At 62.8% G+C, this 21541-nt stretch carries 19 protein-coding genes; 14 read left to right on the plus strand and 5 right to left on the minus strand.

Going from position 1 to position 21541, the window contains the following annotated elements; all coding sequences use genetic code 11:
• Nucleotides 1-28: 28 nt before the first annotated feature.
• From purH to K1567_RS13110, 4 genes are all read left to right on the plus strand, one after another.
• Nucleotides 29-1636: a bifunctional phosphoribosylaminoimidazolecarboxamide formyltransferase/IMP cyclohydrolase gene (purH, locus tag K1567_RS13095; protein WP_034095679.1), complete on the plus strand. Its 1608-nt coding sequence runs from the start codon at nt 29-31 to the stop codon at nt 1634-1636.
• Between the two features lie 84 nt (nt 1637-1720).
• The gene (purD, locus tag K1567_RS13100) at nt 1721-3013 is read left to right on the plus strand and encodes a phosphoribosylamine--glycine ligase (RefSeq protein WP_034111583.1); all 1293 of its coding nucleotides are present in this window, start codon (nt 1721-1723) and stop codon (nt 3011-3013) included.
• Nucleotides 3014-3139: 126 nt separating this feature from the next.
• Entirely contained in the window at nt 3140-5911 is a 2772-nt protein-coding gene (locus K1567_RS13105; RefSeq protein WP_220698553.1) for a hybrid sensor histidine kinase/response regulator, read from the plus strand.
• A gap of 94 nt (nt 5912-6005) precedes the next feature.
• A complete protein-coding gene (locus K1567_RS13110) occupies nt 6006-6602 on the plus strand; it encodes a MarC family protein (protein WP_034095676.1) in 597 nt (198 codons plus the stop codon).
• Here the strand turns inward: K1567_RS13110 and K1567_RS13115 are convergent.
• From K1567_RS13115 to cobG, 5 genes are all read right to left on the minus strand, one after another.
• Nucleotides 6599-7378 (minus strand): hypothetical protein, encoded by a 780-nt coding sequence (locus K1567_RS13115; RefSeq protein ID WP_034095675.1) that lies wholly within the window; start codon nt 7376-7378, stop codon nt 6599-6601. The genes K1567_RS13110 and K1567_RS13115 overlap by 4 nt on opposite strands.
• Nucleotides 7379-7605: 227 nt before the next feature.
• Complete coding sequence (gene cobJ, locus K1567_RS13120) at nt 7606-9243, minus strand: precorrin-3B C(17)-methyltransferase (protein ID WP_220698554.1); 1638 nt, start codon at nt 9241-9243, stop codon at nt 7606-7608.
• The gene (locus K1567_RS13125; RefSeq protein WP_220699039.1) at nt 9243-9977 is read right to left on the minus strand and encodes a precorrin-2 C(20)-methyltransferase; all 735 of its coding nucleotides are present in this window, start codon (nt 9975-9977) and stop codon (nt 9243-9245) included. The genes cobJ and K1567_RS13125 overlap by 1 nt, the downstream gene beginning before the upstream one ends.
• On the minus strand, nt 9974-10600 hold the full coding sequence (locus tag K1567_RS13130) for a precorrin-8X methylmutase (RefSeq protein WP_034095672.1): 627 nt from the start codon (nt 10598-10600) through the stop codon (nt 9974-9976). The genes K1567_RS13125 and K1567_RS13130 overlap by 4 nt, the downstream gene beginning before the upstream one ends.
• Nucleotides 10593-11882 carry a precorrin-3B synthase gene (gene cobG / locus K1567_RS13135; RefSeq protein ID WP_310794500.1) on the minus strand — a complete coding sequence of 430 codons (1290 nt, stop codon included), beginning with the start codon at nt 11880-11882 and terminating at the stop codon, nt 10593-10595. The genes K1567_RS13130 and cobG overlap by 8 nt, the downstream gene beginning before the upstream one ends.
• A gap of 95 nt (nt 11883-11977) precedes the next feature.
• On the opposite strand from cobG, the gene cbiE reads away from it, so the two are divergent.
• The 10 genes from cbiE to urtA all read left to right on the plus strand — a co-directional run bounded on the left by cbiE (nt 11978) and on the right by urtA (nt 21502).
• The gene (cbiE, locus tag K1567_RS13140) at nt 11978-13183 is read left to right on the plus strand and encodes a precorrin-6y C5,15-methyltransferase (decarboxylating) subunit CbiE (protein ID WP_220698555.1); all 1206 of its coding nucleotides are present in this window, start codon (nt 11978-11980) and stop codon (nt 13181-13183) included.
• On the plus strand, nt 13180-13914 hold the full coding sequence (locus K1567_RS13145; protein ID WP_220698556.1) for a cobalt-precorrin-6A reductase: 735 nt from the start codon (nt 13180-13182) through the stop codon (nt 13912-13914). Before cbiE ends, K1567_RS13145 begins: the two co-directional genes overlap by 4 nt.
• A gap of 445 nt (nt 13915-14359) precedes the next feature.
• Nucleotides 14360-14665: a type II toxin-antitoxin system RelE/ParE family toxin gene (locus K1567_RS13150; RefSeq protein WP_034095668.1), complete on the plus strand. Its 306-nt coding sequence runs from the start codon at nt 14360-14362 to the stop codon at nt 14663-14665.
• 3 nt (nt 14666-14668) lie between these two features.
• Nucleotides 14669-14959 carry an addiction module antidote protein gene (locus K1567_RS13155; RefSeq protein WP_034095667.1) on the plus strand — a complete coding sequence of 97 codons (291 nt, stop codon included), beginning with the start codon at nt 14669-14671 and terminating at the stop codon, nt 14957-14959.
• A gap of 97 nt (nt 14960-15056) precedes the next feature.
• Nucleotides 15057-15452, plus strand: a complete 396-nt coding sequence (locus K1567_RS13160; protein WP_169869052.1) for a DUF2946 domain-containing protein — start codon at nt 15057-15059, stop codon at nt 15450-15452.
• A 47-nt stretch (nt 15453-15499) separates the two neighbouring features.
• Nucleotides 15500-15982 carry a copper chaperone PCu(A)C gene (locus tag K1567_RS13165; RefSeq protein ID WP_047881390.1) on the plus strand — a complete coding sequence of 161 codons (483 nt, stop codon included), beginning with the start codon at nt 15500-15502 and terminating at the stop codon, nt 15980-15982.
• 11 nt (nt 15983-15993) lie between these two features.
• Nucleotides 15994-16395: a DUF2946 domain-containing protein gene (locus tag K1567_RS13170; protein ID WP_034095664.1), complete on the plus strand. Its 402-nt coding sequence runs from the start codon at nt 15994-15996 to the stop codon at nt 16393-16395.
• Between the two features lie 93 nt (nt 16396-16488).
• Entirely contained in the window at nt 16489-18549 is a 2061-nt protein-coding gene (locus tag K1567_RS13175; protein WP_220698557.1) for a TonB-dependent copper receptor, read from the plus strand.
• A 116-nt stretch (nt 18550-18665) separates the two neighbouring features.
• Entirely contained in the window at nt 18666-20042 is a 1377-nt protein-coding gene (locus tag K1567_RS13180) for a PepSY domain-containing protein (protein ID WP_220698558.1), read from the plus strand.
• Between the two features lie 194 nt (nt 20043-20236).
• Nucleotides 20237-21502 carry an urea ABC transporter substrate-binding protein gene (gene urtA / locus K1567_RS13185; RefSeq protein WP_034095662.1) on the plus strand — a complete coding sequence of 422 codons (1266 nt, stop codon included), beginning with the start codon at nt 20237-20239 and terminating at the stop codon, nt 21500-21502.
• Nucleotides 21503-21541: the final 39 nt, after the last annotated feature.

Below are 21541 nucleotides of genomic sequence, written 5' to 3' on the forward strand. Positions count from 1 at the left end.
GACTCCTTTGCTTTTGATGGAAATTGAAATGACCGACCAGACCACCCGCCTGCCGATCCGCCGCGCCTTGATCAGTGTCTCCGACAAGACCGGGATCCTCGAATTTGCCCGTGAGCTGGAAGCTCTGGGCGTGGAAATCCTCTCCACGGGCGGGACCTTCAAACTGCTGCAGGACAACGGCGTGGCCGCAGTAGAAGTCGCGGACTACACCGGTTTCGCAGAAATGATGGACGGTCGGGTCAAGACCCTGCACCCGAAAATCCACGGCGGCATCCTCGGCCGTCGCGGCACCGACGACGCGATCATGAACGAGCACGGCATCAAGCCGATCGACCTGGTGGCCGTCAACCTCTACCCATTCGAAGCCACCATCAACAAACCCGGCTGTGACCTGCCGACCGCCATCGAAAACATCGACATCGGCGGCCCGACCATGGTCCGCTCGGCGGCCAAGAACCACAAAGACGTGGCCATTGTGGTCAATGCCAGCGACTACGCCAGCGTGTTGGAAAACCTCAAGGCCGGTGGCCTGACCTACGCTCAGCGTTTCGACCTGATGCTCAAGGCGTTCGAACACACCGCCGCCTACGACGGCATGATCGCCAACTACATGGGCACCGTTAATCAAGCCGCCGAAACCCTCAGCACCGAAGGCCGCAGCCAGTTCCCACGTACCTTCAACAGCCAGTTCATCAAGGCCCAGGAAATGCGCTACGGCGAGAACCCGCACCAGAGCGCGGCGTTCTACGTGGAAGCCAAGCCTGCCGAAGTGGGCATCGCCACCGCGACCCAGCTGCAAGGCAAAGAGCTGTCCTACAACAACGTGGCCGACACCGACGCTGCGCTGGAATGCGTCAAGAGCTTCGTCAAGCCGGCCTGCGTGATCGTCAAGCACGCCAACCCGTGCGGCGTGGCCGTCAGCCCGGACGCCGAAGGCGGCATTCGCCAGGCCTACGAACTGGCCTACGCCACCGACACCGAGTCGGCGTTCGGCGGCATCATCGCCTTCAACCGCGAACTGGACGCCGAGACCGCCAAGGCCATCGTCGATCGTCAATTCGTTGAAGTGATCATCGCCCCATCCGTGAGCGAAGAAGCCCGCGCCATCGTCGCAGCCAAGGCCAATGTGCGCCTGCTGGCCTGCGGCGAGTGGTCGGCCGACCGCGCCGCGGCCTGGGACTACAAGCGCGTCAACGGCGGCCTGCTGGTGCAGAGCCGCGATATCGGCATGATCAGCGCCGACGACCTGAAAGTGGTGACCCAGCGGGCGCCGACCGAACAGGAAATCCACGACCTGATCTTCGCCTGGAAAGTGGCCAAGTACGTTAAATCCAACGCCATCGTCTACGCCAAGAACCGCCAGACCATCGGCGTCGGCGCCGGCCAGATGAGCCGCGTGAACTCGGCGCGTATCGCCGCGATCAAGGCCGAGCACGCCGGGTTGCAGGTGGCCGGTTCGGTAATGGCGTCCGACGCGTTCTTCCCGTTCCGTGACGGCCTGGACAACGCCGCCAAGGCCGGTGTGACCGCCGTAATCCAACCAGGCGGCTCGATGCGCGACGCCGAAGTGATTGCCGCGGCCGACGAAGCTGGCATTGCCATGGTCTTCACTGGCATGCGTCACTTCCGCCACTAAGCCGACTCGATCGGAATGTGGGAGGGGCTTGCCACCTTCCACATAAAGCGCTCCAGCGGCGCCTACAGAATTTGAGGTTTTGACATGAATGTTTTGATCATTGGCAGCGGCGGCCGTGAACACGCCCTGGCCTGGAAAGTTGCCCAGGACCCTCGCGTCCAGACAGTTTTCGTAGCACCCGGCAATGCCGGCACCGCCATTGAAGCCAAATGCCAGAACGTTGCCATCGACGTGCTGGCCCTTGAGCAACTGGCCGATTTCGCCGAGAAAAACGTTTCCCTGACCATCGTCGGCCCGGAAGTACCGCTGGTGGCCGGTGTGGTGGACCTGTTCCGCAGCCGTGGCCTGGATTGCTTCGGCCCCACCGCCGGTGCTGCGCAATTGGAAGGCTCGAAAGCCTTTACCAAGGATTTCCTCGCCCGCCACAAGATCCCGACCGCCGATTACCAGAACTTCACCGAGATCGAGCCGGCCCTGGCTTACCTGCGTGAAAAAGGCGCGCCAATCGTGATCAAGGCCGACGGCCTGGCCGCCGGTAAAGGCGTGATCGTAGCGATGACCCTGCCGGAAGCCGAAGACGCCGTACGCGACATGCTCGCCGGCAACGCCTTCGGCGATGCGGGCTCGCGTGTCGTCATCGAAGAATTCCTCGACGGCGAAGAAGCCAGCTTCATCGTGATGGTCGACGGCAAGAACGTGCTGCCAATGGCCACCAGCCAAGACCACAAGCGCGTCGGCGACGGCGACACTGGCCCGAACACTGGTGGCATGGGCGCCTACTCCCCGGCGCCTGTGGTGACCAGCGACGTGCACCAGCGTGTGATGGATCAGGTGATCTGGCCGACCGTGCGCGGCATGGCCGACGAAGGCAACGTGTACACCGGTTTCCTCTACGCCGGTCTGATGATCGACAAGGCCGGCAATCCGAAAGTCATCGAGTTCAACTGCCGCTTCGGCGATCCGGAAACCCAACCGGTGATGCTGCGCCTGCAATCGAGCCTGGTGCTGCTGGTGGAAGCCGCCCTGGCCCAGGCCTTGGACAAGGTTGAAGCACAGTGGGACCCACGTCCGAGCGTCGGCATTGTGCTGGCAGCCGGCGGCTACCCTGCCGACTACGCCAAGGGCGACGTGATTGAAGGCCTGGAAGCGGCGGCTAAGCTGGAAGGCAAGGTGTTCCATGCGGGCACTGCGCTCAAGGACGGCCAGGTCGTCACCGCCGGCGGCCGCGTGCTGTGCGCCACCGCCATGGGCGCCAGTGTCGACGCCGCGCAGCAGCAAGCGTACAAACTGGCCGCGGCAATCGACTGGAAGGGCTGTTTCTACCGTAAGGACATTGGCTATCGCGCCATTGCCCGCGAGCGTGGTGAGAGCCAGTAAATCTCGAACATCGCTAGCATTGTCAGTAGCTATCCGTTCGGTTAGGCAAGGGCTCAAGGCCCTTGCCGTATACCCGCCACCCCGCGCATAGTTAACCCGTGCATCAACCTACGAAGGGATTTCGCCGTGCGCTGGCTCAGGATCGCCATAGGTTTCACTGTCAGTCTGCTGACGCTGCTCTGTTTGCTCCCGGCCCAGGCCGCCGCGCAAGGCAGTGGCTGGGCAGTATTGCTTGATGAACAGGCCGACCTGCAACTGAGCGACATCCGCTCCTCGCGTTACACCAATCAATTCAGCCCCATCGAACTGGACCGTATTACCGCCGCGGAGCCGGACGGTGCGTTGTGGGTACGTTTCAAGTTGCAACCCGGCAAGCACGAGCAAGTGCTGCGCATCTTCGCCCCGGACCTGTCCCACCTGAACCTGTACGTGCTCGATGGTGACACCCTGGTAGAGCAACAAAGCACCGGCACCCGCCAGGCCCAGACGGAACGCCCGCTGCCCAGCAGCGACTTCATGCTACCGCTGCCGCAAAGTCAGAACGTCCTTGAGGTCTACGTGCGGCTGGTCTCGGAACACGAGCTGCGCCCCTATATCACTCTGGAACCGGCCGTACTTGCCGCCGCCAACCAGACGCAGACGCTGATCTACGGCCTGCTGTTCGGCTGCCTGCTGATGCTGATCCTGCATAACCTCACACGCTTCGCCTACCACCGCTCGCGCAGCAGCCTGTGGCTGGCCGCCTGCGAGGCCCTGTTGATGCTCAGCCTGGCGCTGCTGCTTAACCTGGTCGGCCCGTGGCTGCCCAACTGGCACGCAGTGCAGACCCCCGGCGCGTACCTGGCCCTGCTGCTGACCGCACCGTGCGGGCTGATGTTTGCCTATCGCTTCTTTATGCCGCTCGGCCCCCATGTACTGAACAAGCTGCTGATGGCCGACATCCTGCTCATCGTGCTGTGCGGTCTGCTGTTGTTGTTCGTCAACACCCTGCCCCTGAATATCATCACCTACGCGCTGGTGGCGTTGGCAGGGCTGAGCATGTTGTTCGTTTCAGCGTATCACTGGCAGAAAGGCTACCGTCCAGCGCGACTGTTCGTGGCGGGGATGGTGGTCTTCAATATCGGCACTCTGATCATTCTGCCGGCGCTGCTGGGCCTGACGATGGTCTCGCCCCAGGGCCTGATCGTGACGCTGCTGGCATTCATTTGCCTGAGTGGCCTGTTGATGAGCCTGGCCCTGGGCGAGCGCCAGCGCGCGATTGTCGAGGCACGCTTCAGCCTCAGCCGCGACCTGGCCGCCAGCAATGCCGAGATCGCCGCCAAGGCCGAGTTCCTGGCAAAAATCAGCCACGAAATCCGCACCCCCATGAACGGCGTGCTGGGCATGACCGAACTGCTGCTGGGCACTCCGCTGTCGGTGAAGCAACGGGACTATGTGCAGACCATCCACAGCGCCGGTAACGAACTGCTCACGCTGATCAACGAGATTCTCGACATCTCCAAACTCGAATCCGGGCAGATCGAATTGGACGATGTGCAGTTCGACCTCAATGCGCTGATCGAGGACTGCCTGAGTATCTTCCGCGCCAAGGCCGAGCAGCAGAATGTCGAACTGATCAGCTTTATCCAGCCCCAGGTGCCGCGCGTTATCAGCGGCGACCCGACACGCCTGCGCCAGGCGCTGTTGAGCCTGCTGGAGAACGCCCTGCATAAAACCGACGAAGGCGAAGTGCTGATCGTGGTGGCCCTGGATGATCGCAGCACCAAACCGCGCCTGCGCATCGCCGTGCAAGACAGCGGCATCCCGATGGAAGCCGCCGAGCGCGAGGCCCTGCTGCATAGCGAACTGCACAGTAAGAATTTCCTGTCGGCCACCCGTTTGAGCGGCCACCTGGGGTTGGTGATCGCGCGCCAGCTGATCCTGTTGATGAACGGCGAATTCGGCATCAAGAGCGGCAGCCATCAGGGCAGCACCCTATGGCTGACCCTGCCGCTGGACCCGGAGCGCCTGGAACACCCGACGTCCGACCTCGACGGCCCGCTCAAAGGCGCCCGCGTGCTGGTGGTGGACGACAACGACACGTGCCGCAAAGTGCTGGTGCAGCAATGCTCGGCCTGGGGCCTGAACGTCAGTGCCGCGCCTTCTGGCAAGGAGGCCCTGGCACTGCTGCGTACCAAGGCGCACCTGCGCGACTACTTCGACGTGGTGCTGCTGGACCAGAACATGCCAGGCATGACGGGCATGCAGCTGGCGGCGAAGATCAAGGAAGACCCCAGCCTGAACCACGATATTCTGTTGATCATGCTCACCGGTATCAGCAACGCGCCGAGCAAGATCATCGCGCGTAACTGCGGGATCAAGCGCATCCTGGCCAAGCCGGTGGCCGGCTACACCCTCAAGACCACCCTGGCCGACGAACTGACCCAACGCAGCAAAGGCAGCGCCACGCCGCGCCCGGTCCTGACGACGCCGGAAGCTGTCACCGTGCCCAGCGATTTCCGCATTCTGGTGGCCGAAGACAACAGCATTTCCACCAAAGTCATCCGCGGCATGCTCGGAAAACTCAACCTCGATCCGGACACCGCCAGCAACGGCGAAGAAGCGCTAGAGGCCATGAAAGCCCAGCGTTATGACCTGGTGTTGATGGACTGCGAGATGCCGATCCTCGACGGTTTTTCGGCCACCCAACAACTGCGCGCCTGGGAAGTCAGCCACCAACGTATCCGCACGCCGGTGGTCGCGCTCACCGCGCACATTCTCTCGGAACATAAAGAGCGTGCACGCCAAGCCGGCATGGACGGGCATATGGCCAAGCCAGTGGAACTGTCGCAACTGCGTGAACTGGTGGAGTTCTGGGTGGCACAGCGTCAACAGCGCCCCGAACACGCCCCCTCGTGACCTGAAATCCCATGTGGGATAGGGCTTGCCCTCCCACATTTGCCCCCTGGCGCCTGTTAGACTCTCCCCACTTCTCCTGCCGCGAGCCTCCTCCATGCTCCACGTGTTATTCAGCGTTTACCTGAAGATGCTGGTGCTCTACAGCCCGTTCTTCGTGCTGTCCTGCTTTATCAGCCTGACTCGCGGCTATTCCAGCAAAGAACGACGCCGCCTGGCCTGGAAAGTGGCCTTGGCAACACTGGTGTCCAGTGTGTTGCTCTACCTGTTCGGCCGGTTGATTTTCAGTGTGTTCGGCATCACCGTGGACGCATTCCGCATCGGCGCCGGCAGTGTGCTGTTCATCTCTGCCCTGGGCATGGCTCAGGGTAAGTCGGCCGTGCAGACCGATAACGTGCAGCAGGACGTAACCATCGTGCCGCTGACCATCCCCCTCACCGTCGGCCCCGGCACCATCGGTGCGTTGCTGGTAATGGGGGTCAGCCAGCCGCACTGGGATGACAAAATCATGGCCATCCTCAGCATCGCCCTGGCCAGCTTCACGGTGGGTGTGGTGCTGTACTTGTCCAACCGCATCGAACGCATTTTGGGTGACCAGGGCTTGCAGATTGTCAGTCGGTTGATGGGCTTGTTTGTTTGCGCCCTTGCCGCGCAGATTATTTTTACGGGCGTGCGCGGCTATCTGGTGCCCTAAATCCGGTATTTCGCGATTGCCAGCTGTACTTTGTCTCCGGCGCTCTCGCGCATCAGCTGGATGGTTTTTTCGTTGACCACCGAGGTATTGAGCACCAGGCAGGTTTGCCCGCTGAAGGCCTCGAACGAGGAGCTATCCCACTCCAGGAATGGCAACCCCACCTGTTTACTCACGCCCTGGGTGCTGTAGGTCACCAGCACCATCGTCAATTCACCGTCGGATTCGGCGCAGGACGCCAGGCCGAAATCACCGCCCTGGTGCACGGCGCTGTTGCGTTTGAACAGTTCGAAAGACGTCGGCTGCTGCTTCAGCGCCTCCAGCGCATCCGCCGCCAGCTTGGGCAGCGTAGCCAGCAACGGCCCGCTCAATGACGTCGAGGCCAGCAACGTCGCAATCATATTCAACGCCGCCAGTTGCACCGTCAGGCCCTTGCCGACGCTGGAGACGCGCTCGAACCGACTGCGCACCGGTAGCCAGCCTAGACTGATCATTACCTTGATAAATTCGTCGTACCACGCCTCGCTGCCGCGTTGGACTTTCAACACATCGCTCACGTAACTGCTGGCCAGCAGATAGCTTTTACGGATGTATTCGCGGTTCAGCCCCGACAGGCCCTCGGCAAACGACATGACACTGTTGTTGACCACCGCGGCGTTGCTGTCTTCATCGGTGTCCAGCGGTAACGTGGCGTGCGCCCCGGGCGCTCCCGGCAGTTTGTAGGCGGCGATCAATTTGCGCCGTTTTACGTTGTTGATCCGTTTGTGATGTCGCTCCATTTTCCAGTTCTCCACAAGCACCCCAACATGGGGCTTGCCTTCACCCTAGTCCAGCGCCCAGCGGGGTTTCCACACGACAAACAACGCTCGCCGCCACGCCGTGCGAAACGCTGCCCAGCAATTGCGGGGCACATCGCCGGGCCTTCCAGTTTTCCTTGTGCAAAAAAGAAAAAAGCTCCGAAAACACCCGGTGATCGCCCAGGGTTTATCGGAGCTTTCGTGCAGCCTCAGGCGCCGGGTTTTTCGCCGTACCAACGCGGTGTATAGACCCATGTACCGCCATCGGCCCGCGGGAATGTGCAGGTGGTAGACGAGCCGATCAGCACCATGGTGCGCATGTCCACCTGGTCCGGGGTGAGTTGACCCAGGGTGGTTACGCGCAGCGTCTGGCCAGGGCGGCCAATGTCGCGGCCCAGCACCACCGGCGTTTGTGGCGTGCGATGCAGCGCGACGATTTCCAGGGCACGACCCAGTTGCCACGGGCGCGAACGCGAAATCGGGTTGTAGAACGCCAGGGCCAGGTCGGCCTGGGACGCGAGGTCCAGGCGTTTTTCGATGATCGACCAGGGCTTGAGGTTGTCCGACAGCGACATCACGCAGAAGTCATGCCCCAACGGCGCGCCGGCCTGAGCGGCGGTGGCCAGGGACGCCGAGACGCCCGGCAGGATTTCCAGGTCGACCTGATGCCAGGCCGGGTCGTCGGACTCGTGCAACGCCTCGATCACCGCCGCCGCCATGGCGAACACACCCGGGTCGCCGGACGACACCACCACCACCGAACGGCCCTGGGCGGCCAGTTCGAAAGCATGGCGCGCACGCTGCATTTCTTCGCGGTTGTCGGTGCAATGCTGTACCTGATCGTCACGGAATGGGCCGGCCATGCGCACATAGGTTTCATAACCCAGTACATCGGTGCAGCGCGCCAGTTCGGCTTTCACCGCCGGCACCATCAACTCGGCGGCGCCGGGGCCCAGGCCAATCACAGCGAGGCGGCCACGGGCGCGGCCCAGCTGGGACACATCCAATGGTTGCTCGGCAACATCGATCAGCAACTGCGCGCCGGGCTGCACATCGGCAAACCGCAGCGGCACGCCCAGCGCCAGCGCGGCTTCGTGCAGCGAAGAGTCGGCCATCTGCGTGTGGCTGGCCAGCAGGCAGGCCAGGGATTGCACGGCAATACCGGCTTCTCCCAAAGCGCTGCGCACGCGTTCGGCCAAGTACGGGCCCGGAGCGCAGGTCACGCACACGGTTTTCGGATAGATCAGCAATTCATTGGCCGCAGGTTTGCGCTCGGCACTGCCCACATGAATCGCCAGGCGGGCCTGTTGATCCTGGGGCAGATTGGCCTGTTCCAGCCACGGCGCCGCGCCTTCGATGCGCACGCTTTCACCGGCCAGCAGGTCGGAGACGAAACGTTTGCCCAACTCCAGATCGGCCAACTCATAACCACTCGGAGGGTTGAGCAGGCAAGTGCCGAAACGCAGTTCACCACTGGTGGTGATTGCCGCCGCCACGTTCAACGCAGCCGCGATCTCGCGGGCCATGACGTTGACCCCACCCAGCCCACCCAGCAACGGCACCACAGCGCTGCCGTCTTCGGCCACCGCGAGTACCGCAGGCTCTTCGCCTTTTTCCAGCAGCAACGGCGCCAGGGTGCGAATCACGATGCCGGCCGCGCACAACGCAATCAACGGCGTGCCCTGTTGATAGAGCTGGCGCAGGGTGGTGCCGAACTCGTTGTAGAGGGTGTCCGCACCCTCAATACGCCCCGCCAGGCCGTGGATCAGCGCGCCAGGGTAAACCTGCTGGATCTTGCGCGCCGTGGCCAAGCTGCCTTGGCCCAGGATGACTATCGCCGGGCGCATCATCCTTGCCACCGTTCACCGGGCACGATGATCAGCGAAAAATACGGCGACGACATCGGTTCCACTTGATCCAGCGGCACGATCCTCTGGTTGGCCATGGTCGCGCGTTCCACATACAGCGCGCGCTCGGCCAGGCCGAGCTCTTCGAGCACCTGGCGCACCTTGGGGAAATTGCGCCCCAGCTTCATGATCACCGCCGCGTCAGCGTCCGCCAGGCGGCGCTTGAGGTCGTCATGGGGCAACACGCCCGAAAGCACCGACAAGCTCTGGTTGCGATACACCAGTGGCGCGCCGAGCACCGAGGCGCCGCCAAGCATCGAACACACGCCAGGGATGACCTGCGCCTCGTAGCGCTCGGCCAGACGGTCGTGCAGGTACATATAGGAGCCGTAGAAGAACGGGTCGCCCTCGCAGATCACCGCCACGTCGCGGCCGGCATCCAGGTGCGCGGCCACATCGACGCTGGCGGTGTCGTAGAAATCGCTGATCACCTGCTCGTAGGACAGCGGTGCCGGCAGCGCTTCGGTGGTCACCGGGTACACCAGCGGCATCAGGGTCTGCTGTGGCACCAGATGGTCTTCGATGATGCCGAAGGCGTTACCCTTCTTGCCCTTGGCCACGAAGTACGCCACCACCGGCGACTCACGCAGCAGGCGCAGCGCCTTGACGGTAATCAGTTCAGGATCGCCGGGGCCCACGCCCAGGCCGATCAAGCGTCCGCGCGCCGACATTATTCAACCTCCGTGGCGAGCGCATTCACCGCTGCGGCGGCCATGGCGCTGCCGCCCAGGCGACCTTGCATGATAACGAATGGCACGCCACGGCTGTCGGCGGCCAGCATCGCCTTGGATTCGGCGGCACCGACAAACCCCACCGGAAAGCCCAGGATCAACGCCGGTTTCGGTGCGCCGGCATCGAGCATCTCCAGCAGATAGAACAGCGCCGTCGGCGCGTTGCCGATCACCACCACGCTGCCCTCCAAGTGTGGGCGCCACAGTTCCAGGGCGGCGGCGGAACGGGTGTTGCCCAACTCCCGCGCCAGTTCCGGCACGCTGTCGTCGCGCAGGGTGCAGATCACGGGGTTGTTGGCCGGCAGGCGCGCACGGGTCACGCCCTCGGAGACCATGCGCGCGTCGCACAGGATCGGCGCACCGGCGGCCAGTGCATCGCGCCCGGCCTTGCCTGCGCCGTCGGAAAACTGCAAGCCGTCGATGGCCTCGACCATGCCGCAGGCATGAATCACGCGCACCGCGAGTTTTTCCAAATCAGCCGGGATACGGGCCAAGTTGGCTTCCGCGCGAATAATGGCGAAGGAGTTGCGATAGATCTCCTGACCGTCGCGGATGTAATCAATCATCGGTGTTGCTCCGTGGGCGGGCACGCAGCAAGGTGCCCGTCGCTTCAATAGAAAGGATGCGCGCCTGCAGCCGGCCAAAACCGGGCTGGGCTGCATCGCGAAAATAGACGTCGTAGTGACCGGGGCTCACCGCCAGCAAGGTAACCGGCGCGGTGTGCGCCGCAGCGCAGGAGCGCGGGCAGCCGGACAGATGCACCTCTATGCCGGGTTGCAGCGCGGCCAGTTGCACAGCGTCAGCTTTGGTATCGGCCAGGGCTTTGCCGCAGCCGCTGGAACCGGTGCAGGCGATCATGCGCGCGAGGGGATCGTCGATTGCACACAGGAAGCCCAACTGCGCCAAGCGCTGGGTCACCGCGACCGGACGCTCGATATTGGGCAGCAACACGCCCTGCCAAGGGGTCAGGCGCAACGTCCCATCGCCGTACTCGCAGGCCAGTTGCGCGGCGCCCTTGAGCATCATCGAGTCCAGGCGGCCCAACGGCGCGCCTGCCGCGACATAGAACTGATTCTTTTGCTCTTGTGGATAACTTCCGATGTGCAGCAACGCGCCAGTGGCCGGGCGTTTGAAGCCCTCCACCGACAGCAGCGGCAGACGCAGGCGGCGCATGAGGTTATCCACATCCAGATGGCGCATGCGGGTTTGCTCGGGGGTCGCCAGGTCGAGAAAAGCTTCCAGCACTGCCACCACCAGCGTATGGCCCTGCTCCAGCGGCACCGCCGCCACGGGGGCATCCTGGCCTGGGCAGCCGGCCAGGCCGAACGCCAGCAATGTCTTGCCATCGCGCACAAACGCCGATAGCCACAGGTCATGGTGATGGTCGAGCATCGCCAGGGCCTCGCCGCCATCCAACTGGATCGCGAACTTGGCCGACAGTTGGTGAAACCGCGAATGGTTTTGCAAGGTGGCGAGAATCTGCTCGGCCAGCGGGCGGGTGTCGAACAGCATCTGTGGGTCAATGCCGGCGCTGGGGCTGAGCATCAGGTTGCGCACGTCATCGCCGGCGGGGTTATTCGGCCCAAGATCGGCGGCGAGCAGCAGGGCAATCAACGCGTCCTGCTCGGCGCCGATGCCGCGAATCTGCAGGTTGGCGCGATTGGTCGCCTCGATCACCCCACCGGCATAGGCTTGGGCGGCGTCCGCCACCGCGTGGGCCTGGGCGGCGGTGATGGAACCGCCGGCCAATTTGATCCGGCAGATGCCGCCATCCAGCGCTTGGACAATACGCAGCAACCCCGGACAAGCCGAGGGGCGCAAGGTATTCACAGCGGGCGTTGGCTTCACGGGGCTACCGGTTCATAGGCAAAGGCGCGGTATTATGCCTGCTTTGTCCGGCGGCATGAAAAGCCTGCCCGTCGGATGTCGTTCAAGGAATCCCTATGTCGCCCTGGCTGACGGTAGTAGGCATCGGTGAAGACGGCTTCAAGGGCCTGGGCAGGAACGCCCGGCACGCCCTGTTGCGCGCCTCACGGATTATCGGCGGGCAACGCCAGTTGGATCTGTTGCCGATGTGTATTCGGGGCGAGCGGCAATTATGGCCGAGCCCGTTTTCCCTGGAGCCGGTGTTGGCGCGGCGCGGTGAGCCTGTGTGCGTGCTGGCCAGCGGCGACCCGATGTTCTACGGCGTAGGGGCCAGCCTGGCGCGGCAAGTGGCCGCACAGGAGTTGCTGATCTTGCCGGCGCCGTCGTCGGTGTCGTTGGCGGCGGCGCGGTTGGGCTGGCCGTTGCAGGACGTAGTGACGCTGTCCGTGGTGGCGCGCCCGTTGGCGGCGCTTAACGCGCATCTGGCCAGCGCCGTGCGGTTGTTGGTGTTGAGCAATGACGGTCGCAGCCCTGCCTTGATCGCCTCGCTATTGGCTGAGTCAGGCTTTGGACCTAGCCGGTTGAGCGTGTTCGAACACCTGGGCGGGGCGCAGGAACAGCGCATCGATGGGTTGGCGCAGGCGTGGCAACACACATGCGTGGCCGATTTGAACCTGGTTGCCATCGACTGTGTGGCGGATGCCACGGCGCCTCGCCTGTCGCGCCTGGCGGGGTTGCCCGATTCGGCGTTCCAGCACGACGGCCAACTGACCAAGCGCGACGTGCGCGCCATGACCCTAGCCCGCCTCGCCCCCATGCCCGGCGAACTGCTGTGGGATGTGGGCGCGGGCAGCGGCTCCATCGGCATCGAATGGATGCGCGCCCACCCCAGCTGCCGCGCGCTGGCGATCGAGGCCGATGAAGGCCGCCAAACCCTGATCGAACATAACCGCGACGCCCTTGGTGTACCCGGCCTGCAGCTGATACGCGGCAAAGCGCCGGATGCGTTGCGAGGCCTTGAAGCCCCGGACGCGATCTTCATCGGCGGCGGCGTCACCCGCGACGGCGTACTCGATACCTGCTGGCAACACCTACGCCCCGGTGGTCGATTGGTCGCCAACGCTGTCACCCTGCAAAGCGAAATGACCCTGATGAACTGGCGCGCCCGGCACGGCGGCGAACTGACGCGCATCCATGTGGCCCAGGCCCAGCCGTTGGGCGAATTCGATACCTGGCGCCAGGCGCTGCCGATCACTTTGCTCGAAGTGATCAAGCCACTATGAACAGGATTCTGCTGCTGGGCGGTGTGACCGAGGCCCTCGCCATTGCCCGCACATTGGGCGCGCAGCACATCTACAGTTTGGCGGGGGTGGGGCGTGTGCCGACCGATCTCAGTTGCCAAGTGCGTGTCGGAGGTTATGGCGGCGCTGAGGGCCTGGCGCAGTTTGTCCGGGATGAAGGGATCAGCCTGATCCTCGACGCGACCCATCCCTATGCGGCGCAGATCAGCAGTAACGCCGCCGAAGCTGCGCGGTTGAGTGGCATCCCTTGCTGGGCCCTGCGCCGTCCGGCGTGGCAGCCGCAGGCCGGAGATGACTGGCGCGAAGTGAGTGACTGGGCCGAGCTGATCGAAGCCCTGAAACCCTTCAAGCGCCCGCTCTTCACCTTGGGCCGCGAACCGTTGCAGCACCTCGACGAAATCCCCGCCGAGCAATTCTGGACACTGCGCGCATTGGATGTGTACCCCGGCAATGATCGCTGTGAAGTGATTGGCGCACGCGGGCCGTTTCTGCTCGAAGATGAACGCGCGCTGTTTGAACGGCGTGGGATCGATGTACTGATCAGCAAGAACAGCGGCAGTACCGCCACCGAGCCGAAGCTGGAAGTGGCGCGGGAACGCGGGCTGCCAGTGCTGGTGTTGAAGCGGCCATTGTTGGCGGCGGTGGACCGAGAATTCACAGCAGTGTCAGCGCTGCTACAGGCAATACACACTCGTGGAGCACCACAAACCTAATAAACCTAATGTGGGAGGGGGCTGCCCCCGATGGCGATAGTTCAGCCAGCAAATCAGCGACTGACACAACGCTATCGGGGGCAAGCCCCCTCCCACCTTGTTTGTTGTGGCGTTAGCGGCTTGTGGCTATCGCCTGCTCCGCAGCCGAGCAATCGCTACTCAGCGCATTGGCAGAGGCTTCGCTGAGGTTGACCAACAGGTCTTCGGTGCTGATCCCATCGGCTACGGTGAACAGACGCCGATACCACCCGAGCGGTCGCCGATTTTTACCCCGCCTTAAACGCAGAATCCACCTACAGAAACTTCCGAGCCAGCTGGCTGGCTCAGCCAAAAGCCCCCGCCCTAACCTCCCGTTTCGCGGTTTTGCGTCAGCGCCCGCGAAGGGGGCACGCCGTTTCGACAACGTGTCACAGCTTGCCAACTTGTATCCTGAGGAATACGATCCATGACAATCGAGTTCAATGAAACCATTGAGTTTGCCAACTGGCTGGAAGCTGTTCGGGACCCGTTCGTAAAAGTTCGTGTGGTCAAGAGAGTGCGAATGGCTGAAGCCGGAAATTTTGGCGACTGCGAATCAGTGGGGGATGGAGTGTTTGAAATGCGGATCCATTACGGCCCTGGGTATCGCGTTTACTTCACCCGCCGAGACGAAGTGGTTTATCTATTACTAATCGGCGGTGATAAATCAACACAGAGCAGAGACATCAAACGTGCAAAGCAAATTGCGATAAATTTTGGTAGTGAGGAATAAATTATGAGCGAGTCCTTTTCCCGCTTCGATGCGGCAAAATATCTGAAAACCCCTCTGGAAATGGCTGCATATTTAGAGACCTGTTTTGAGGATGATGCTGGCGATGGTCTATTGATTCGCACCGCTCTCAACGACATCGCCCGCGCCCAAGGCATGACCCAAGTAGCCCGCGACGCCGGCCTCGGCAGAGAAAGTCTGTACAAAGCCCTCTCCAGCAGTGGCAATCCCGAGTTCGCGACTATCATGAAAGTCATGAAAGCGTTGGGCCTCAAGCTGCACGCCACAGTGATCTGATAGCACTGCGACACCAAACCACACCGCCGCTTTTTACTTATCCCCGCCGATCAGGCTAAATACCGGCCTGATCGTTTAACCCTACGGATTGTCCGCCATGGCCCGTCAACGCTTTGCAATCGTCTGGATCGCCTGCTTTGCAGTGCTGTTCAACGCGTTTGCCATGCCGCTGGCCGGGGCGATGCAGCAGTCCAAGGACCCTGTGCAGCAACTGCTGTGGGGTAGTTTCTGTTCATCCAATGGCGCCAGCTTCAAGACTATCGAACTGGGCAAACTGGAGATTCCGGCACCGCAGCCGGACGATCATTCCACCATGCAGCATTGCTGGTGTTGCTCGGGCTCACCGTCGTTGGTGGCATTGCCGGGGCATGTGCCGCAGTTGTATGTGACGCGCTTCGAGCCGCTACAAAGCCTGTCGCCGCCGTCATTGCAGACCCCCACCCCGCGCCAGCAATGGCCGAGCCTCAACCCCCGCGCCTCTCCATCGGTCTAGTCTTTTTCGCAAGTGAACTGCGTTTAGAACCGTTCTGGAGAACTGCCATGCTCAAATCTTCCCTGCTTCTGGCCGCGTTGCTGCTGCCGGTGTTCAGTGCTGCCAATGCTCAAGACTACAAGGCCGGCGACCTGCTGGTCAGCGATCCCTGGTCCCAGGAGTTGCCACCCAATGCGCCCACCGTCGCGGCGTATTTCGTGGTGCATAACACCGCAGAAACACCGGACCGCCTGCTCAGCGCCGAGACGCCAGTGGCAGAAAAGGCGCAGTTGCACGAGCACGTCATGCAAGGCGCCCTGATGAAAATGCAAGAGGTGCCCAACGTGGCCGTGCCGGCCAAAGGCGATCTGACGTTCGCGCCCATGGCCTACCATGTGATGTTGCTGGGCCTCAAAGACCGCAGCCTGCTGGCCGACGGCAAACAGTTCCCGCTGACCCTGACCTTCGAAAAGGCCGGCAAGGTCGAGGTGCAAGTGTCAGTGCAGAAAATGCCGCCCATGGCCAGTCACGAGCACCAGCACCCGCAATAGGCTGAAGCTCGATGGGCGCCCCTCGCGCCAGGTTGTCTCCCCGCCGCCGTGTAACGCGCGGCAGTTGGATCAGCCTGTTCGCCATGCTGATGATCTTTATCGGTCCGCTGATTTCCCAAGCGATGCCGATGGATCATCACGCCGGTATGTCCATGGCAATGCCCATGGAGATGCCCGCTGACCACGGCGACTCCCATCATCCCAAAGCCCCTAGCGAGCACCACGCGCTGTGGGCCAAATGCGGCTACTGCGAGCTGCTGTTCAGTTGCCCGGCCCTGCCCGGCAACGCGTCCTTCGTGGCCGTCGGCGCCCCACCGCCGGCCAACGCCCTCACCCCCGCCACGCGCCTGGGCCATGCCCGGCAGAGCATCTTCCCCGGCGCCCGCAGCCGTGCGCCGCCCATCGCAACGTAAGCACTCAAACCCGTTACTTCACCCCGGCCGACTTTAGACAGACAGCCGCAGGCTGCTGGCCGTGTTGTTTACGATTGATTGATGGAATTTGTCATGTCCAGGTTTTCTGCTGACTCCCGTTTGGGAAGCACCCCCGTGTTCGCCGTTCTGTGCGGCGCACTGCTGGTTCCGATGGCCCACGCCGACGAACATGAATTGAGCCCCACGGTGATCACCGCAATCGCCCCCAGCTCGCCGCTGACCGTGGTCACCAACCCCAAGGATCCCCGTCAACCGGTGCCCGCCAGTGATGGCGGCGACTACCTCAAAACCATCCCCGGCTTCGCCCTGGTGCGTAACGGCGGCACCAATGGCGACCCGGTGCTGCGCGGCATGTTCGGTTCGCGCCTGAATATCCTCACCAACGGCAGCATGATGCTCGGGGCCTGCCCCGGTCGTATGGATGCGCCCACCTCCTACATCTCGCCGGAAACCTACGACACTCTCACCGTGATCAAAGGCCCGCAAACCGTACTCTGGGGCCCGGGCGCCTCGGCCGGCACGATCCTGTTCGACCGGGAGCCTGAGCATTTCGGCGAACTCGGCACGCGGCTCAACGCCAGTGTGCTGGCCGGCTCCAACGGGCGCTTCGACAAGGTCATCGATGCCGCCGCCGGCGGACCGCTAGGCTATGTGCGGGTGATCGGCAACCAGGCCCACGCCGATGACTACAAGGACGGCAATAACGACACGGCCGCCTCGCGCTATGACAAGTGGAACGGTGACGTTGCGGTGGGTTTCACCCCCGACGCCGACACCTTGCTGGAACTCACCGCTGGCCGTGGCGACGGCGAAGCGCGCTACGCCGGGCGCGGCATGGACGGCTCGCAGTTTCTGCGCGAGAGCCTGGGGCTGCGCTTCGAAAAGTCGAATATCGGCGAGGTGCTGGATAAGGTCGAAGCCCAGGTTTACTACAACTACGCCGACCATGTGATGGACAACTACAGCCTGCGCACGCCGTCGGGCACCGGGATGATGGCCGGGCCCATGGCCTCCAACGTCGACCGACGCACCCTCGGCGCCCGCATCAAGGCCACTTGGCGCTGGGCCGACGTGCAGTTGATCGGCGGCCTGGACGCCCAGACCAACGAACACCGCCAACGCAGCAGCATGGGCATCGACACCTACAAAAATCTGCCGCGCGACAAGGACGCCGACTTCCACAACTACGGCGTGTTTGGCGAACTCACCTGGTATGCCGCCGACCGTGATCGCCTGGTCAGCGGCGCGCGCCTGGACCGCGCCTCGGCCAAGGACTTTCGCCAGACCACCGGCTCGGGCATGAGCAAACGCGCCAACCCCACCGCCGATGAGACCCGCGCCGACACTTTGCCGTCGGGCTTTATGCGCTATGAGCACGACCTGGCGGACAGCCCCACGACTGTCTACGCCGGGCTCGGCCATTCGCAGCGTTTCCCGGATTACTGGGAGCTGTTTTCGCCCAACACCGGCGCGGTCGGTTCGGTGAATGCATTCGAAGGTGTGAAGCCGGAAAAAACCACCCAGCTCGACGTCGGCGCGCAGTACAAAACCGACACGCTGGAAGCCTGGGCGTCGGGCTACGTCGGCCAGGTGCGCGACTTTATCCTGTTCGATTACAAGCCCGGCATGATGGGCACCACCTCCCAGGCACGCAATGTGGATGCACGCATCATGGGCGGCGAACTGGGCGCGGCTTACAAATTGACCCAGCACTGGAAAGCCGATGCGACCCTGGCCTACGCCTGGGGCAAGAACAGCAGCGACGGCAAGGCCCTGCCGCAAATGCCGCCGCTGGATACCCGCCTGAGCCTGACGTACAGCGAGGATAACTGGAGCGCCGGAGCCCTGTGGCGGGTAGTCGCGGCGCAAAACCGCATCGACCAGAACAAAGGCAATGTGGTCGGCAAGGACTATGACAAGAGCGGCGGGTTTGGCGTGTTCTCGCTGAACGGGGCTTATCGCATCAATAAAAACTTCAAAGTCAGCACCGGCGTCGACAACCTGTTCGGCAAGGCCTACGCCGAGCACTTGAACCTGGCCGGCAACGCCGGGTTCGGCTACCCGGCGAGCGATCCGCAAGCCCTCAAGGAGCCGGGGCGCACGCTCTGGACCAAGGTGGACATGAGCTTCTAAAAGCATTGGGGGCAAGCCCCTCCCACATTTTGAAATGCGCACCCAATGTGGGAGGGGGCTTGCCCCCGATGGCGGTACATCTGAAACAAAAAAACCAAAGCCTTGCGGAGCCTCTGATGAGCACTCAAAAAGTTTCCTTCTACAACCTGGCCTGGCGCTGGCATTTCTACGCCGGCCTGTTTGTCGCTCCCTTTATGGTGCTGCTGGCCCTGACCGGCATCATCTACCTGTTCAAACCCCAGCTCGATCCGCTGATGTACGGCGACCTGCTCACGGTGCAAAGCGCCGAACACGCGCTGAGTGCCGACGAGCAACTGCAACGGGCCCAGGCGGCCTTTCCGCTGGGCAAGATCAGCAAATACCTACCGCCGGCCACCGCCACCAGCAGCGCACAGTTTGTGATGCACAACGATGGCCGCGAAGTGACGGTGTTTGTCGACCCCTATCGCGGCACCGTGCTCGGCGAGCAGGACGCCCAATACAATCTGCAAGCCATCGCCCGCGCGCTGCATGGTGAATTGATGATCGGCACCACCGGCGATCGCTTGGTAGAACTCGCCGCCGGTTGGGGGGTGATGCTGGTGGTGTCCGGCCTGTACCTGTGGTGGCCGCGCGGCAAGTCTTCAGCCGGGGTGCTGTGGCCACGTCTCGGCAGTCGCGGGCGGCTGTTCTGGCGCGACCTCCACGCGGTGGTGGGCTTCTGGGGCGCGGCGTTTCTGCTGGTGATGCTGCTCAGCGGCATGACGTGGACCGGCTTCTGGGGCAAGCAATACGCCGAGCTCTGGAACCGCTTCCCCGCAGCGATGTGGAACGACGTGCCGCAATCCGATCAGCAAGCGCGGGCACTCAACACCGCGACGCAACAGACCGTGCCCTGGGCCATGGAAAATACGCCGATGCCGATGTCCGGCGACCATGCCGAACACATGAATCACGGCGCCATGCATTCGGGCCCAGCTGCGCCAACCGTGCGCCTGCAACAGGTGGTCGACCTGGCCACCGCGCGCAAGGTCGAGCCCGGCTACAGCATCACCTTCCCCACCACCGCCGACGGCGTATTCACCATCGCCGTGTTCGCCGACGACCCGCGCAACGACGCGACCCTGCATGTGGACCAGTACACCGGCAAGGTCCTGGCCGACGTGCGCTGGGCGCACTACAACCTGGTCGCGCGGGCCACCGAGACCGGCGTGATGCTGCACGAAGGCAAGATGTTCGGCTGGGTCAACCAACTGCTCGTGTTGCTGATCTGCCTGATGATCCTGCTCAGCGCGGTCAGCGGCGTGGTGATCTGGTGGAAGCGCCGGCCCCAGGGCGGGCTCGGGGTGCCGCCATTGCGCCATGACCTGCCGAAGTGGAAAACCGCGATGGCCATCATGCTGGCGCTGGCGATCATCTTCCCCTTGGTGGGCGCCTCGTTGATTGCGGTGTGGGTGCTGGATCGCCTGCTGCTGTCGCGGTGGTTCGGGCAAGGCCAATCGGCGCGCCCATGACACAAGCCGGGGCCAACGCACCAGTGCAGTGCCGGCCCCGCACCACGGCCAGGTTCAGGCGCCGATTCGGTGCAGAGCCTGGCCGCCAGCGCGGTGTGAGCGCCGTATTCACTCGTTAGGGCAAGCAGGCACAGCCCTTGCAATCACCGGAGTATCTGTCCAACAACAACACTTGGGTACTCGGAGATCGCACCATGAAGCGTCGCAGCTTGATCAAGGCTTTCACTCTTTCGGCATCCATTGCCGCCATGGGCATGACGTGGACCGTCCAGGCCGCTGAGACCATCAAGGTCGGCATCCTGCACTCGCTGTCCGGGACCATGGCTATCTCCGAAACGTCGCTTAAGGACATGGCGTTGATGACCATCGACGAGATCAACGCCAAGGGTGGTGTGAACGGAAAAATGTTGGAGCCTGTGGTGGTTGACCCGGCGTCGAACTGGCCGCTGTTCGCTGAAAAAGGTCGGCAGTTGCTGACCCAGGACAAAGTCGCCGTGGTGTTCGGCTGCTGGACTTCGGTGTCGCGCAAATCCGTATTGCCGGTGTTCGAAGAACTCAACGGTCTGCTGTTCTACCCGGTGCAGTACGAAGGCGAAGAGATGTCACCTAACGTGTTCTACACCGGTGCCGCGCCGAACCAGCAGGCGATCCCGGCCGTTGAATACCTGATGAGCGAGGAAGGCGGCAGCGCCAAGCGTTTCTTCCTGCTCGGCACCGACTACGTGTACCCGCGCACCACCAACAAAATCCTACGCTCGTTCCTGCATTCCAAAGGCGTAGCGGATAAAGACATCGAAGAGGTCTACACCCCGTTCGGCCATGCCGATTACCAGACCATTGTCGCCAACATCAAGAAGTTCTCGGCCGGCGGCAAGACTGCCGTGATCTCCACCGTCAACGGCGACTCCAACGTGCCGTTCTACAAAGAACTGGCCAACCAGGGCCTCAAAGCGACCGAAGTGCCGGTAGTGGCGTTCTCGGTGGGCGAAGAAGAACTGCGCGGCATCGACACCAAGCCGTTGGTGGGCAACCTCGCCGCCTGGAACTACTTCCAGTCGGTGGAGAACCCGGTGAACCAGAAATTCGTCGCCGACTGGAAAGCCTACGCGAAGAAACACAACCTGCCGGGCGCCGACAAAGCCGTGACCAACGATCCGATGGAAGCCACCTACGTGGGTATCCATATGTGGGCGCAGGCGGCGGAGAAAGCCAAGTCCACCGACGTCGACAAAGTGCGTGAAGCGCTGGGCGGCCAGACCTTCGCCGCGCCGTCGGGCTTTACCCTGACCATGGACAAGACCAACCACCACCTGCACAAGCCGGTGATGATCGGCGAGATCCAGGCCGACGGGCAGTTCTCGGTGGTGTGGCAGACCCAGGAGCCGATCCGGGCGCAGCCGTGGAGCCCATACATCCCAGGCAATGACAAAAAGCCGGACTATGCGGTGAAGAGCAACTAAGCCCCACCACAGGTCAACTGTGGGAGCGGGCTTGCCCCC

Source organism: Pseudomonas sp. S5F11, from assembly GCF_019641515.1.
GTDB lineage: Bacteria > Pseudomonadota > Gammaproteobacteria > Pseudomonadales > Pseudomonadaceae > Aquipseudomonas > Aquipseudomonas rhodesiae.

Bases quoted from the DNA above. Each gene is read 5' to 3' on its own strand.
- K1567_RS13130 (WP_034095672.1), bottom strand. From the start codon at position 10,600: ATGATTGATTACATCCGCGACGGTCAGGAGATCTATCGCAACTCCTTC.
- K1567_RS13115 (WP_034095675.1), bottom strand. From the start codon at position 7,378: ATGGAGCGACATCACAAACGGATCAACAACGTAAAACGGCGCAAATTG.
- cbiE (WP_220698555.1), top strand. From the start codon at position 11,978: ATGTCGCCCTGGCTGACGGTAGTAGGCATCGGTGAAGACGGCTTCAAG.
- K1567_RS13160 (WP_169869052.1), top strand. From the start codon at position 15,057: ATGGCCCGTCAACGCTTTGCAATCGTCTGGATCGCCTGCTTTGCAGTG.
- K1567_RS13110 (WP_034095676.1), top strand. From the start codon at position 6,006: ATGCTCCACGTGTTATTCAGCGTTTACCTGAAGATGCTGGTGCTCTAC.
- K1567_RS13155 (WP_034095667.1), top strand. From the start codon at position 14,669: ATGAGCGAGTCCTTTTCCCGCTTCGATGCGGCAAAATATCTGAAAACC.
- cobJ (WP_220698554.1), bottom strand. From the start codon at position 9,243: ATGCGCCCGGCGATAGTCATCCTGGGCCAAGGCAGCTTGGCCACGGCG.
- K1567_RS13165 (WP_047881390.1), top strand. From the start codon at position 15,500: ATGCTCAAATCTTCCCTGCTTCTGGCCGCGTTGCTGCTGCCGGTGTTC.
- K1567_RS13175 (WP_220698557.1), top strand. From the start codon at position 16,489: ATGTCCAGGTTTTCTGCTGACTCCCGTTTGGGAAGCACCCCCGTGTTC.
- K1567_RS13170 (WP_034095664.1), top strand. From the start codon at position 15,994: ATGGGCGCCCCTCGCGCCAGGTTGTCTCCCCGCCGCCGTGTAACGCGC.
- K1567_RS13145 (WP_220698556.1), top strand. From the start codon at position 13,180: ATGAACAGGATTCTGCTGCTGGGCGGTGTGACCGAGGCCCTCGCCATT.
- purD (WP_034111583.1), top strand. From the start codon at position 1,721: ATGAATGTTTTGATCATTGGCAGCGGCGGCCGTGAACACGCCCTGGCC.
- K1567_RS13150 (WP_034095668.1), top strand. From the start codon at position 14,360: ATGACAATCGAGTTCAATGAAACCATTGAGTTTGCCAACTGGCTGGAA.
- K1567_RS13180 (WP_220698558.1), top strand. From the start codon at position 18,666: ATGAGCACTCAAAAAGTTTCCTTCTACAACCTGGCCTGGCGCTGGCAT.
- urtA (WP_034095662.1), top strand. From the start codon at position 20,237: ATGAAGCGTCGCAGCTTGATCAAGGCTTTCACTCTTTCGGCATCCATT.
- purH (WP_034095679.1), top strand. From the start codon at position 29: ATGACCGACCAGACCACCCGCCTGCCGATCCGCCGCGCCTTGATCAGT.